This window comes from Mesorhizobium sp. M0800, assembly GCF_040320095.1.
GTDB lineage: Bacteria > Pseudomonadota > Alphaproteobacteria > Rhizobiales > Rhizobiaceae > Mesorhizobium.
This window is the reverse complement of record NZ_JAMYOZ010000011.1, coordinates 14,559-27,845: the sequence shown is the minus strand read 5'-3', so window position 1 is coordinate 27,845 and position 13,287 is coordinate 14,559. Positions and strand designations below refer to the sequence as shown.

At 60.9% G+C, this 13,287-nt stretch carries 15 protein-coding genes; 2 read left to right on the top strand and 13 right to left on the bottom strand.

What is annotated here, in order from left to right:
* Position 1: 1 nt before the first annotated feature.
* Positions 2-526 carry a c-type cytochrome, methanol metabolism-related gene (locus NKI18_RS15600; protein ID WP_023678824.1) on the bottom strand — a complete coding sequence of 175 codons (525 nt, stop codon included), beginning with the start codon at positions 524-526 and terminating at the stop codon, positions 2-4.
* 155 nt (positions 527-681) lie between these two features.
* Entirely contained in the window at positions 682-2,583 is a 1,902-nt protein-coding gene (locus NKI18_RS15595; protein ID WP_352620325.1) for a methanol/ethanol family PQQ-dependent dehydrogenase, read from the bottom strand.
* A 671-nt stretch (positions 2,584-3,254) separates the two neighbouring features.
* Between NKI18_RS15595 and NKI18_RS15590 the strand changes: the two genes are divergently transcribed.
* A complete protein-coding gene (locus NKI18_RS15590; protein WP_352578025.1) occupies positions 3,255-3,608 on the top strand; it encodes a hypothetical protein in 354 nt (117 codons plus the stop codon).
* 101 nt (positions 3,609-3,709) lie between these two features.
* Here the strand turns inward: NKI18_RS15590 and NKI18_RS15585 are convergent, their stop codons facing one another.
* Genes NKI18_RS15585 through NKI18_RS15570 form a run of 4 tightly spaced genes read right to left on the bottom strand, consistent with a single transcriptional unit; the run spans position 3,710 to position 6,452 of the window.
* Complete coding sequence (locus tag NKI18_RS15585; RefSeq protein WP_352620337.1) at positions 3,710-4,450, bottom strand: ABC transporter ATP-binding protein; 741 nt, start codon at positions 4,448-4,450, stop codon at positions 3,710-3,712.
* Complete coding sequence (locus tag NKI18_RS15580) at positions 4,419-5,216, bottom strand: ABC transporter permease (RefSeq protein WP_352578024.1); 798 nt, start codon at positions 5,214-5,216, stop codon at positions 4,419-4,421. Before NKI18_RS15580 ends, NKI18_RS15585 begins: the two co-directional genes overlap by 32 nt.
* A complete protein-coding gene (locus tag NKI18_RS15575) occupies positions 5,213-6,199 on the bottom strand; it encodes an ABC transporter substrate-binding protein (protein ID WP_352578023.1) in 987 nt (328 codons plus the stop codon). Before NKI18_RS15575 ends, NKI18_RS15580 begins: the two co-directional genes overlap by 4 nt.
* A 43-nt stretch (positions 6,200-6,242) precedes the next feature.
* Positions 6,243-6,452 carry a hypothetical protein gene (locus NKI18_RS15570; protein WP_352620328.1) on the bottom strand — a complete coding sequence of 70 codons (210 nt, stop codon included), beginning with the start codon at positions 6,450-6,452 and terminating at the stop codon, positions 6,243-6,245.
* A gap of 363 nt (positions 6,453-6,815) precedes the next feature.
* On the opposite strand from NKI18_RS15570, the gene NKI18_RS15565 reads away from it, so the two are divergent.
* A complete protein-coding gene (locus NKI18_RS15565; RefSeq protein ID WP_352578022.1) occupies positions 6,816-7,196 on the top strand; it encodes a c-type cytochrome in 381 nt (126 codons plus the stop codon).
* Between the two features lie 61 nt (positions 7,197-7,257).
* Here the strand turns inward: NKI18_RS15565 and gph are convergent, their stop codons facing one another.
* The 7 genes from gph to fba form a co-directional block, all read right to left on the bottom strand.
* On the bottom strand, positions 7,258-7,959 hold the full coding sequence (gph, locus tag NKI18_RS15560) for a phosphoglycolate phosphatase (protein ID WP_352622113.1): 702 nt from the start codon (positions 7,957-7,959) through the stop codon (positions 7,258-7,260).
* A complete protein-coding gene (locus NKI18_RS15555) occupies positions 7,956-8,513 on the bottom strand; it encodes a thioredoxin family protein (RefSeq protein ID WP_352622115.1) in 558 nt (185 codons plus the stop codon). The genes gph and NKI18_RS15555 overlap by 4 nt, the downstream gene beginning before the upstream one ends.
* Before the next feature lie 21 nt (positions 8,514-8,534).
* Complete coding sequence (gene rpe, locus NKI18_RS15550) at positions 8,535-9,221, bottom strand: ribulose-phosphate 3-epimerase (RefSeq protein ID WP_352455610.1); 687 nt, start codon at positions 9,219-9,221, stop codon at positions 8,535-8,537.
* Positions 9,222-9,283: 62 nt separating this feature from the next.
* Positions 9,284-10,222 (bottom strand): CbbX protein, encoded by a 939-nt coding sequence (gene cbbX / locus NKI18_RS15545; protein ID WP_352622120.1) that lies wholly within the window; start codon positions 10,220-10,222, stop codon positions 9,284-9,286.
* Between the two features lie 8 nt (positions 10,223-10,230).
* On the bottom strand, positions 10,231-10,665 hold the full coding sequence (locus NKI18_RS15540) for a ribulose bisphosphate carboxylase small subunit (RefSeq protein WP_352474618.1): 435 nt from the start codon (positions 10,663-10,665) through the stop codon (positions 10,231-10,233).
* An 18-nt stretch (positions 10,666-10,683) separates the two neighbouring features.
* Entirely contained in the window at positions 10,684-12,177 is a 1,494-nt protein-coding gene (locus NKI18_RS15535) for a ribulose-bisphosphate carboxylase large subunit (RefSeq protein ID WP_502900705.1), read from the bottom strand.
* A 21-nt stretch (positions 12,178-12,198) separates the two neighbouring features.
* Complete coding sequence (gene fba / locus NKI18_RS15530) at positions 12,199-13,278, bottom strand: class II fructose-bisphosphate aldolase (RefSeq protein ID WP_352622122.1); 1,080 nt, start codon at positions 13,276-13,278, stop codon at positions 12,199-12,201.
* Between the last annotated feature and the right edge of the window lie 9 nt (positions 13,279-13,287).

Genomic DNA, 13,287 nt, shown 5'->3' with positions numbered 1-13,287 from the left:
ATCATCCACCCATGCAGGATGCTTCGGCATCCTTGGCTGCCTGAGCCTTGTTTTCGTGCTTGGGCGGTCTGCCGCGGGGTGCCGCGCCATCGGCGCGCGCGCGCAGATAGACGTAGAGATCGTCCAGGTAACAATAGACGTTCTTGTTGTCGCCAAAGGCAGGCATGACGTTTTCCTTGCCGCCGCCGACATTCTTGCGGCCCTCGGCGACGATCGACAGGAACGTGGCGTAATCCATGTTCTTCAGGCTATTAGCCAGGGCAGGCGCATAGCTCGAACCTGTGGCGTCCTGTCCGTGACAGACATGGCAATCTGAGTGATACCGGCGGTACCCGCTGAAGGTGTACCAATCGACGGTTCCGTTTTCGATCTTGTAGGTCGGATTTCCGTCCGCATCTAAATATTTGCCTCCTTCTTGCTTCACCGCCTTGGCTTTCTCCATGCTGTCTTCGGCCCGTACCAGACTTGAGCTGGCCAGAGGCAGCAGAACCAGGGCGAGAGCGGAAACTGCAATGCGAACGATCATTCAGGCTCTTCCTTCGTTTGCCAGAAACCCTGGCTGCCGTCGTGCAGCGGCATTGATCGGAGTTGGGTGCGCGGCGCAATCGAGAGCCCGGTTCCCGGCGTCCCGGTGACCCGGGCTCTCGTTTTCGAACCTAGCCGTAAGGCTCTTCCCGGTTATCAGTCCGGGAGGCCGAACACGGTGAGCTGCCCGCCCAGTGTCGTATAGTCGGCAAGTGCCGCGTAACCGCCGACGGCACCCAGACCAGCGGTTCCAACGACCGCGGTCTGGTCGCCCTGCGCACGGCCCTGATCAACGGCGCCATGCCAGGCAGCGGCGTTGTCGGGCGAAAGCAGCCCCCCTGCCAGACCGATACCGGCCCATCCACCGACGCCGGACAGAACGGCGACGTACTGCTTGCCGTCATGCTCGTAGGTCGTGATGTTGCCGATGATGCCGGACGGGGTCTTGAACTTGTAGAGTTCCTTGCCGTCCTTATCGACCGCCTTGATGTAGCCTTCGAGGGTACCGTAGAAGACGACGTCGCCATCTGTCGCCAATGCGCCCGACCACACCGAGAACTGCTCGGGCTTCGACCAGACGATCTCACCCTTGGCTGCATCCCAGGCAATGAAGTTGCCCATGTTACCGTCACCGCCAGGCGCCGCATACATCGACACGGTGGCGCCCACATAGGGCTGACCGGCGGTGTAGCTCACTTTGTAAGGCTCATAGTCCATGCAGACATGGTTGGTCGGCACGTAGAACAACCCGGTCTTCGGCGAGTAGGCGGCCGGCTGCTGGTCCTTGGTTCCAAGCGCGGCCGGGCAGATACCGGTCGAGTTGGTGTCTTCGCCGTTCTGCTGGGTCGAATACTTGGCGACGACCTGCGGGCGGCCATACTGGTCGCTCTTGGGATCCATGTTGACTTCCGTCGCCCAGTTCACTGCCGGATCGTATTTCTTGGCGACGAGAAGTTCGCCGGTGGCTCGATCCATTGTGTAGGCAAAGCCGTTGCGGTCGAAATGCACCAGCACGTCGTGCTTGGCGCCGTTGACCTCCATGCCATCGATGAGAATCATCTCGTTGATGCCGTCATAGTCCCACTCATCATGCGGGGTCATCTGGTAGAGCCATTTGGCAACACCGGTATCCGCATCGCGAGCCATGATTGTCATGGACCAGCGATTATCGCCTGGGCGCTGGACCGGATTCCATGTCGAGGGATTGCCAGTGCCGTAATAGACCAGGTTCAGCTTGGGATCATAGGAATACCATCCCCATGTCGTGCCGCCGCCCGTCTTCCACTGTTCGCCTTCCCAGGTGTTCGTGCCGGAATCCTTTCCGACAGGCTTGCCGAGATGAGTCGTCTTCTCGGGATCGAGAAGGGTGTCTGCATCAGGACCTTCCGAATAGGCTTTCCAGGCGAGCTTGCCGTCTTTCAGATTGTAGGCGGCCAGCCAGCCGCGAACACCGAATTCAGCACCGGAGACGCCCACGAGCACCTTGTCCTTGATGACTACGGGTGCCGACGTGCCGGATTCGCCCTTTCCGCCGTCGGTCTGATCGCCGTTCTTGACAGACCAGACGACCTTGCCGGTCTTGGCATCGAGCGCGACGACGGTTGTGTCGGCCTGGTTGAGAATGATCTTGCCGTCGCCATAGGCGACACCGCGGTTGACCGTGTCGCAGCACATGATCGGAATGACGTTCGAGTCCTGCTTGGGCTCGTATTTCCACAGGATCTTGCCGTCATTCTTGAGGTCGAGAGCAAAGACGTTGTTTGGGAAAGGCGTATGGACATACATCACGTCGCCGATGATCAGCGGCCCGCCTTCGTGACCACGCAGCACGCCGGTGGAAAAGCTCCATTTGACCTGCAGGTTCTTCACATTGTCGGCAGTGATCTGGTTGAGTTTGGAATAGCGGGTGTTGGCGTAGTCACCCGTCTGCATCGCCCAGTTCTTCGCATCCGATGCGAGCTTTGCAAGGTCTTCATTGGCCGAAGCCGTATAGGCAGCGCCGAGCGATAAAAACGCCGCAGTCGTCAGAATGTAAGCAGTTTTCGCAAGTACACGCATCCAAAATCCTCCCGGGTTCGCAGTGAAGAATCGACCGTCAAGCCCCACAAGGGCTTGCCCAAGCAATTCATGTTGGGAAGTTATTTTCCGGCAGCTGTCACGACCTACCCCGAAGCAGAGGGCACCGTTACCGCCCGCCCCCCTTGGTCTTCGAAAGACTGCCGCCGCTCCCTGATGACGGTGGCGCTCTTGAAGCCGGAAACAGGAAAAAGCTATGTCATCGTAAAAGGCCAGGCAAGCAAAAACCTACAATGGGTCGCTGCGCTGCAATATCGATTATGGTGCGATGCAATATTTAGAAACAATTAAAATAAGCACCGTGTGAAAAACTAATAAGAGGATGACCGCCAGCCGCGATATATATAGCAAACATATTGTTCCCGTATTCTCAAGGTGATACACATTTGACTTTATTTCGATATATTCTACGAGGCACCTCGGAGTAAGTATGCGTGCATCTCGCTGGCTGCCGATAGTGAGCGACGCATGAAATAAACGCGTGAAGGAGGGTGCGCAGGGGGTCATGAAGCTGGCTCTTGTCGGTCGATAGGGCATTCCTCCTTTGGTCGTATACGCAGGCCATGGGAGCTTGACTGGCTTTGCGGCACGTCGCCAATTGGAGCGATGATCCCGTCTGGATGCATGGTGTCCAGGCCAACTGGAGGTTCCTCATGATAAGGTCTGTTGGATCTCTCACCTTGTCGGTGGCCTTTGCGGCGACGCTGGCCTTTGCGAACTTGGCCAGCGCCGCGGGAGACTACCCGACGGCAACGATTGCCGACTACGTGCTCGGCTGCATGCAAACAAATGGCCAGACACGTCAGGCGCTTGAAAGCTGTTCCTGCTCGATCGATGTTATCGCCTCGATCCTTCCTTACGATCACTATGAGAGGGCGGAGACCTTCAAAAGCATGTCGCTGACGACAGGGGAGGCCGCAGGGTTGTTTCGCGAAAGCGCGCCAGCGAAGGCAGCGCGCACGGAACTGAAGCGCGCGCAGGCGGAAGCCGACGTACGTTGCTTTTAATCAGGCGAAACAGGCGTGCATGGCGGTGCCTCACAGTCTCGCCGTTTTATTGGCCATTGGCTGCGAAATACCTTGCAATCCGCATTCGAGCCGTAAGGCGATCAGGCCACGCCCGGAAATTTTTGCTGGAACGACAGCAAAAGGTCGCTCATCACCTGTGGGTTGCGATGTTGCCGCGGCAGTCTTACGTCGAACATGCCGAGCACATGGGCAGGGCGCTGCGCAAGCACGATGATGCGGTCCGACAGCATCAGTGCCTCGCGCAGATTGTGCGTTACCATCAAGGCGGTCGTGGGCCGCGCCGACCAGACGGTCAAAAGCAGGTGCCGAAGCCGCTCGGCGGTCTGTTCGTCGAGGGAGGCAAAGGGTTCGTCCAGGAAAAGCACCGCCGGTTCGGTGGCGAAGGCCCTGGCAAGCGCTGCCCTGCGCGCAAGGCCGAGCGAAAGCTCCGCCGGATAGAGCGAGCGCATGCCGGCGAGGCCGAGAGTGTCAAACAGCTCGTCGAGACTCTTCGCTCTTAGGCTTTTCGGCAGCGCCAGCCTGACATTCTGCTCCACCGTCCGCCATGGCAGCAAAGTAGGCTCCTGGAACACGGCGGCGATGCGGTTCGAGCCGCCTTGCGGCAGTTGGAAAGAGCCGGAAAAGTCTTTGTCCAGTCCAAGCAGGATGCGCAACGTCGTGGTCTTGCCGCAGCCCGACGGCCCAAGCAGACAAGCGAATTCGCCCTGCCGGACCTCGAAAGACAGACCCTGAAGCGCCGTGATCGAGACGCCTTGCGCGGACCGGAAGGTCTTTTCAGCGATGTCGACCCTAAGCGGGACGACCGCGCCAACGGGTTGCATGTCGTTCAACGGGCTGCACCAGGAGGAGTTCGATGACAAGCATCACCGCCACGAAAGCCAGCGTGTACGCGAGAATGGCGGCGACGTCGAAGAGCTGGAAATAGAGATAGATCTGGAAACCGACGCCATTGGAGCGGCCGAGCAGTTCGACCACCAGGACGATCTTCCATATGAGGGCGATGCCGGACCGCGAGGCCGCGGCAAAATAGGGCTGCAGTTGCGGCAGCAGGACATGGCGGATGCGCTCAAGTGGGGCGAAGCGGTAGACGGCGGCCATTTCGCCATAACGCGGATCAAACGCCCTGGCGCCTTCGCGCATCGTCACCACGACATTCGGGATCTTGTTCACGGCAACTGCGCCAATCGCCGCCGCCTCGTTGAGGCCGAACCAGATATAGGCGAGCACGATGACCACCAGCGCGGGAATGTTGAGAAACAGGACCACCCACGGACTGAAGAACCGGTCCGCACCGCGATAGCTGCCGAGGATGACGCCGATGACCGAGCCGATAATCATTGCGACGACGTACGCCGCAGCAACCCGTCCGAGCGTCGCGCCAAGGTGATAAAAAAGGTCGCCGCTCGCCGCTTCCCTGAGCAGCACCTGCCAGACCTGCCCTGGTGAGGGGAAAGCACGGCTTTGCCACAGATGGGCCGCGAGGCTCCACAGCAGGCAAAGTCCCAGCAGGGAAACCGTTACCGTCAGCGCTGGTGTCAGCGCCGTCGCAAAGCCGGATCGACCCGACTTGTCTGCCGTTGCGGTCATTTCGCGAGTTCCGGCCAGAACGTGCCGGGCGCCATCTCGGGCGCCCTGCCAACCAGCTTCTCGCCGCCTATCGCGGCCAGCACGTGATAGAGTTTGCCCGCATCGACCGCTTCTTCGGCGACCGGCCGTCTTGGGATGCCCTGGCGATAGCGGTCGCGCAGTTTTTCCAGCTCGTTGCCTTCTGCGCGAATGAGTGGCGCCAGGCGCAGCCATTCATCATCGGATTTGGCCAGCAAGTCCTTGGCCTGCTTGGATGCCTTGACGAAGCCCCGGGCGGCATCCGGATTGTCGCTCGCCCATTGGTCGTGGAAGACGTAGCCGAGTGCCGACACGGGGCCCGAGGCACCAAGCGCTTTCGTCGCGTCATCCGCACCGATCAACCGACGAAAGCCATTGGCCTCGAGCCGGGCGCAGAAATGCCAGAAATTGAGCACGGCATCGAGTTCGCCTTGCATCGCCTTTTCAGAAATCAGCGGCGGCGCGCCAAAGACGACGTCACAGGCTGTCGGCAGGTCGAGGCCGTGATCGCGTCTGGCCAGCGCCTGGACCAGTAGCCAGCTCTTGTCGAGCGGGCCGCCGGCGACACCGATTTTCTTTTCCTTGAGGTCGGCGAGCGTCCGGATCGGCGATTCCTCCTTCACCATGATTGCCCCCACGGCGGTCGAATAAGGGGCCAATGTAAGGTCGCCGCCCTCGGAGCGCTGGCGCGAGACCCACAGCCAGTCGGTCACGATCATGTCGATCGCGCCGGCCAGCAACGCGACGTTGGTCGCATCCTCCCCGGCGAAGTAGACAATTTCCAGATCGATCCTGTTGGCCTCGTCGAGCTTGTGGCGTTTCAACGTATCGAGTTCCCAGCTCACGGTGCCGAACTTCAGGACACCAATTCGGACCTTAGCGGCCGCAAAGACGGCAACCGGCTTTGAGGCGAGGATGGCCCCCAGAGCTGCCAAGCGCAGCGTCGTGCGCCGCGAAATCATCATGGCGTCTCCTCTTTTAGGGTCGTCGACGAACCAGGAATGTCGATCAAATCGCTCGTTCCTTGCTCGGAACGGCACATTTCCAGCGCACGACCTTGAGACTCGGATGTTCCTGAGACCATTTTGCGATCTCGGCGGGCGCCAGGAACATGCATTGGAACAGAGAGCCGCGGCTCTCGAAATAGAGATGTTCATCTCGGCAATTGCCCGGATTGGCGCTAAGGCACACCGCTAATATGAGATCGACCATGTCCATTTGGCACTTATCGTCGCCTGCGCGGCGAACTCTCCAGAGTTCGTGCTTTGGAGTTGCGCGGATTCCTGAAGGTGCCCAAACAGCAAACCGGTTGGAGTGAGGCTACGCGTTCGGCCAACAGGCGTCAATGATGTGGACCGCGTGTCGCTACACACTTCCCTTCGCGCAGTCGGGAAACGAAACAGGACCTTTGTACGATTGACTTCCTTCATCGGCAGTCTAGCTTTTCGAGGCGTGCAGGTGCTGCCAGTCCGGGGAGGAAGGACGAATAGTTCGCTCTCCCGCTTTAAAACGAATGCCGGCGATCAAGGCATCGACACGCTAAAGTGTCCCGGGCACTCACACGATCAATGAGGAAATGCCATGCGCGCAGTCGCATTTTTCGCCGCCGTGTCCGTCGCCACCTTTGTCACTACCCAGTCTCAGGCACAGGATGCCGCGGCGGGTGAGAAGGTCTTCGCCAAATGCAAGGTCTGCCACGTCGCAGACAAGGACCAGAACAAGATCGGTCCGTCCTTGAACGGCGTTATCGGCCGAACGGCCGGGACGCATCCGGGGTTCAGCTATTCCAAGGCCATGACCGAGGCCGGCAAGTCCGGCGTCAAATGGGATGAGGCCACGCTGACGACCTACCTTCGCGATCCCAAGGCGATGGTCAAAGGAACCAAGATGGCGTTTGTCGGCCTCAAGAAAGACGAGGACATCGCCAACGTCATTGCTTATCTGAAGCAATTCTCAAAATAACGCGGTACCACCGGCCGTTGGACTGCGCTCGGCCGGCGTTGGCTCGGCTTTGCGCATGGGGTCACGCAGCGTCTTGCAGCCTCTGCATCGCTGACGGCAGATCGAACAGGCTGTCGCAAACGAGGTCGGCGCAAAGCTCTTCAACGGGAATTTGGCTGTATCCGCCACGCAGCAGAATGACTGCCATGCCGGCGGCGCGGGCGGCGGCCACGTCGGCGCTGCTGTCTCCGACCATCAGCGCGTCACGAGGTTCGACCTGAAGCAGGTCGAGCGCCAGCAACAGCGCGTCTGGCGCCGGTTTCAAGTATGTCACCGCGTCTCCGCCGATGATCGCGCCGAGATATTCCGTCAGCCGAAAATGCAGCAGGATTTCGCGAGCCGCCAGCTGCGGCTTGTTGGTCACCACGGCCATGGCTATTCCGCTCAAATGCAAGTGCGTGAGAACCTCCCTGACGCCAGGCATCAGCCTCGTGCGGCCGGTCAGATGCCTGCGATAGATCGGCGCCATGACGCGGTTGGCCTCATCGAGCGCGCTGCCGAGGAGCGGCGTGCCGGAAGCCGCGAAGGCTCGTTCGACCAGTTTCCTGATGCCGCCGCCGATCATGGCCTTGACCTGATCCAGCCGCAGCGGCGGCAGATCGCGTCCGGCCAGCAATTCGTTGACGGCAGCCGCTATATCAGGCGCCGAATCGACTAGTGTGCCGTCGAGATCGAACAGGATCGCCTTGGGCGAGCGAAACGGCCTGCCTGCGGCGACGTTCATGCGGCACCCTTCCACTTGATCGAACAGCCGATCGAAGCGATCTGGTCAAGCGGTCCGTCGCCGGTTCGGGCAACTTGCTTCATCGCCTCGAACAGGTCGCGTCTCAGCCCGGGCAATTCGGCGTCGCGTCGCGACGCGTCCAGCCGGCCGCGGTATTGCAGCGTCAACTCGCTGTTGAGCCCGAAGAAATCCGGGGTGCAAACGGCTCCGTAGGCACGCGCCACCGTCTGGTGCTCGTCATGGAGATAGGGGAAAGTGAAGCCGTTCGTCCTGGCAAAGAGCTTCATGTTGTCGAAGGAATCATCTGGATAGGCGTCGCTATCGTTGGAGTTGATCGCGACAAAGCCGATGCCTTCGGCCTTGAGGTCATTGGCGTCGCGCACCATGCGTGAAATCACCGCCTTCACATAGGGGCAGTGGTTGCAGATGAAGGCCACCACCAGCCCGTTCGGGCCGGCGTGGCTTAAGATCGAATGCGATGTGCCGTCGACGCCGGGCAAAACGGCGTCGATGGCTCGCCAGCCGAAATCGCAGACAGGTGGGATTGCCGCCAAGATTTCCTCCGATGAAATGGTTTACGCCGCTTTCCGGATCGCCCCGTCGGCCGCCTGCCTGATGGTGCCGATATTGGCGCGATAGGCAGCCTCGGTACCGCCCTTAAAGATGGCCGAGCCGGCGACCAGCACATTGGCGCCGGCCGCGGTGACAAGCGGAGCGGTTTCGGGCGTGACGCCGCCGTCGATCTCTATGTCGATCGGACGATGGCCGACCAGCGCCTTGACCCGCCTGACCTTGTCGACGACCGCCGCAATGAAGGCCTGGCCGCCGAAGCCCGGATTGACCGTCATCAGAAGCACCAGATCGAGCCGGTCAAGTACATATTCGATGACGCTTTCCGGCGTTGACGGGTTCAGCGACACGCCGGCCTTCTTGCCGAGATTTCTGATTGCCTGCAGCGAACGGTCGAGATGCGGTCCGGCCTCGGCATGCACCGTGATGATGTCGCAGCCGGCATCGGCGAAGGCGCCGAGATAGGCGTCGGCCGGCGCGATCATCAGGTGGCAATCGAAGACCTTGTCCGTTCGATTACGGATCGCCTTGACCACCGGCGGACCGAAGGTGATGTTGGGCACGAAATGGCCATCCATCACATCGAGATGGATCCAATCGGCACCCGCCCGGACGACCGCTTCGACCTCGTCGCCGAGCCGCGAGAAGTCCGCGGAAAGCACCGAGGGCGCGATGATTGTCTTGGTATCCATGGTCGTCGGCTCCCCTTCTGTCGTCCGTTTCCGGTCGCTGCACACCAACCGCCGTCATCTTGTCAGCGCGCCTTCGTCTCCGGTTCGCCTTCGAGCTTACCTTCCACGAACACGCGGCTGCCGCGAATATCGGATTCCTCGATGGTGATAAGATCGATTTTCGTCAACGCCCGGTCGCGCGATGCGAAAAGCCGACTGGCCTGGCGAAGCCGCGCCCGGTCGAGGCTATTGCGAACGGAGCGGGCGTTGGAGAAATGCGGCAGCCGCATGCGGATCGGGAGATACTCTTCGAGCGCCTTGGCCGCCGCTTCGCTGAGACGGTAATTCTGTTCCGCCAGCATGATCTCGGCGATCGATTTGAGTTCGCTGACGCCGTAGTCCGGAAAATCGAGGTGATGGGCGATGCGCGAGCGCATGCCGGGATTGCTGTCGAAGAAGCGGTCCATCTTGTCCTTGTAGCCGGCAAGAATCACAACCAGATCGTCACGGTTGTTTTCCATGCATTGCAGCAGGATTTCGATCGATTCCTGGCCGTAGTCGCGTTCGTTCTCGGGCTTGTAGAGATAGTAGGCCTCGTCGATGAAAAGCACCCCGCCCATGGCGCGCTTGATCACTTCGCGGGTTTTGGGCGCGGTGTGGCCCACATACTGGCCGACGAGATCGTCGCGCGTCACCGCGACCATGTGCCCTTCGCGGACATAGCCAAGACGATGCAGGATTTCGGCCATTCTGAGCGCCACGGTGGTCTTTCCGGTACCGGGATTTCCCGTAAAGTTCATGTGCAGCGTCGGCGCGCCAGAGGTCAGCCCGAACTTGCGGCGAAGCCGGTCGACCAGGAGCAGCGCAGCGATCTCGCGGATGCGGGTCTTGATGGGCTTCAGGCCGACGAGTTCGCGGTTGAGCTTGTCCATCACTTCGTCGATGTTGGACGCCTCGAACTCGGCCTGCAGATCGACCGATTCGTCCTGCGCGGCAGCGCCCTTTCCTATCGCGTCCAGCATGGCTTCGCCTAGCTCCGCTCGCCTTCGGGCCTGTCGGTCGCATATGGCACGATCGAATAGCCCTGGCTGCGGCCGTCGCGCTCCTGGCGCAGCAGCCGGAACCCGGGTTCATTGGGTGGCCGGTTGACGATGAACGACATGCGCGGCGCTTCCCAGCCCTTCGTCGAATCGAAGGCGGTGACCCGGACATACATGTTGGGCATAGCTTTCCGGCAATTGTCGACTTCAAGCAGGATGCCCGCCGGGTCCCTCAGGTCGAACATCGGGTTGCCGTACATTTCCCAATAGGTGTTTCGCGGATGTGGATCGTCCGTGTACTCGACGCTGACCGCCCAGTGGTTTTTCAGTGCGTATTTGATCTGCGCCGAAATCTGCTCATCGGTTAGCTCGGGCAGGAACGAAAACTGTCCCTGCGTGACCTTGTTTCCGGGATTGGTCATCATGGCGACGGTTCCTTTCGTCTAGAAGCTCGGCGTTGCGGTTGGCACAAAGTCGGCCGTGTCGGTCGATTCGTAGTTGAAGGTGACGTCCTTCCACGTCTCCAGGGCCGCCTTGAGCGGCGTGCACCATCTGGCCGCCTGTTCAAGGATTTTGGTCCCTTCGCGCAGATAGTCGCGGCCCTCGTTGCGGGCGAGGATCATCGCCTCCAACGCGACGCGATTGGCCGTCGCGCCGGCCTGGATGCCGTCCGGATGGCCGATCGTGCCGCCGCCGAACTGCAGGATGACGTCCTCGCCGAGATAACGGATCAACTGGTGCATCTGGCCGGCATGGATGCCACCGGAGGCGACGGGCATCACCTTGTTGAGCGAGGCCCAGTCCTGATCGAAGAACAGCCCGGTTTCGAGGTTCTGCGGCGTGCGCTCCTCGCGCAGCGTGTCATAAAACCCCTTGATCATAAGCGGGTCGCCTTCCAGCTTGCCGACCACCGTGCCGGCATGGATGTGATCGACGCCGGCCATCCGCATCCATTTGCAGATGACGCGAAAATTCATGCCGTGGTTCTTCTGGCGCGAATAGGTCGAGTTGCCGGCCCGGTGGAGGTGCAGGATCATGTCGTTGCGGCGTGCCCACTTGGCCATCGACTGGATCGCCGTGTAGCCAATGACGAGGTCGATCATGACGATGCAGGAGCCAAGCTGTTTTGCAAATTCGGCGCGCTCGTACATGTCCTCCATCGTGCCGGCGGTGACGTTGAGATAATGGCCCTTGACTTCGCCGGTGGCGGCCGACGCCTTGTTCACAGCCTCCATGCAGTAGAGGAAGCGGTCGCGCCAATGCATGAAGGGCTGTGAGTTGATGTTCTCGTCGTCCTTGACGAAGTCGAGGCCACCCTTCAGCGCCTCGTAGACGACGCGGCCGTAGTTGCGGCCGGACAGGCCAAGCTTGGGCTTCGTCGTCGCGCCGAGCAGCGGCCGGCCGAACTTGTCGAGCCGCTCGCGTTCCACCACGATGCCGGTCGCCGGGCCCTGGAAGGTCTTGAGGTAAGCCACCGGGATGCGCATGTCCTCGAGCCGCAAGGCCTTGACGGCCTTGAAGCCGAACACGTTGCCGATGATCGATGCAGTCAGGTTGGCGATGGAGCCGGGCTCGAACAGGTCGAGGTCGTAGGCGATATAGGCGAAGTACTGTTGCTCGATCCTGGTGCCTGGACCTGTGTTCGGCACCGGCTCGGATTTGAATGCCTTGGCGCGGTAGAGCTCGCAGGCGGTCAGCCTGTCGGTCCACACCACGGTCCATGTCGCGGTAGAGGATTCACCGGCGATGGCGGCGGCCGCCTCCTCGTGGTCGACGCCGGGCTGCGGCGTGATCCGAAACATGGCGATCAGGTCGGTCTCCTTGGGCCGGTAGTCCGGCTCCCAGTAGCCCATCTTCTTGTAGGGGATGACGCCCGACCTGTAGCGTTCCTTGCCTTCCTTGAGCGTGCCTGCTGAGGGCATGTCGATCTTGTTCATGGCAGGTCTCCTGTTTGCCGCTCAGGCGGCTTTCGCGGTTGCGATATGGGGGTCGAGCTTTCCTGCGGCGTAACGTTTCGCCATCTCATCCATGGCGATCACCCTGATCTTCGACGCGTGGCCTGCGGTGCCGAAGCGTTCGAAGCGATCGCGGCAAAGGTCGCGCAGGGCGTCCATGGCGGGTTTCAGGAATTTACGCGGATCGAATTCGCGCGGGTCCTCCGTCGCAACGCGGCGGAACTGCCCGGCCATGGCCATTCGGCAATCGGTGTCGATGTTGACCTTGCGCACGCCGTAGCGGATGCCGCGCTCGATTTCCTCGACCGGGACGCCAAAGGTCTGGGGCATCTCGCCGCCATAGTTGTTGATGATGTCCTGCAGTTCCTGCGGCACGGAGGAAGACCCGTGCATGACCAGATGCGTGTTGGGCAGCTTTTCGTGGATCGCCTCGATCACCTGCATGGCCAGGATGCCGCCGTCAGGCTTGCGGCTGAATTTATAGGCACCGTGTGAGGTACCGCAGGCGATCGCCAGCGCGTCGACCCGGGTGGCGGTCACGAAGTCGACCGCCTGGTCGGGATCGGTCAAAAGCTGGTCGTGGGAAAGCGCACCTTCAGCGCCGTGCCCGTCCTCGGCCTCGCCCCGGCCGGTTTCCAGCGAGCCGAGCACGCCGAGCTCGCCTTCGACCGAAGCGCCGACCCAATGCGCCATGCGTGCGACACGTTCGGTGATGGCGACGTTGTAATCGTAGCTCGCCGGTGTCTTGGCATCCGCCATCAGCGATCCGTCCATCATCACCGAGGTGAAGCCGTGGCGGATCGCCGACAGGCAGGTGGCCTCGTTGTTGCCGTGATCCTGATGGATGCAAAGCGGAACAGCCGGATGGATTTCGGTCAACGCCTCCATCATCTTGGCCAGCATGATGTCATTGGCATAGGAACGGGCGCCGCGCGAGGCCTGGATGATGACCGGCGCATCGCAGGCCCTGGCGGCCTCCATGATGGCGAGGCCCTGTTCCATGTTGTTGATGTTGAATGCCGGCACCCCGTAGCCGTGCTCGGCGGCATGGTCGAGAAGCTGGCGAAGGGTGATGCGGGCCATGGTCGTCCT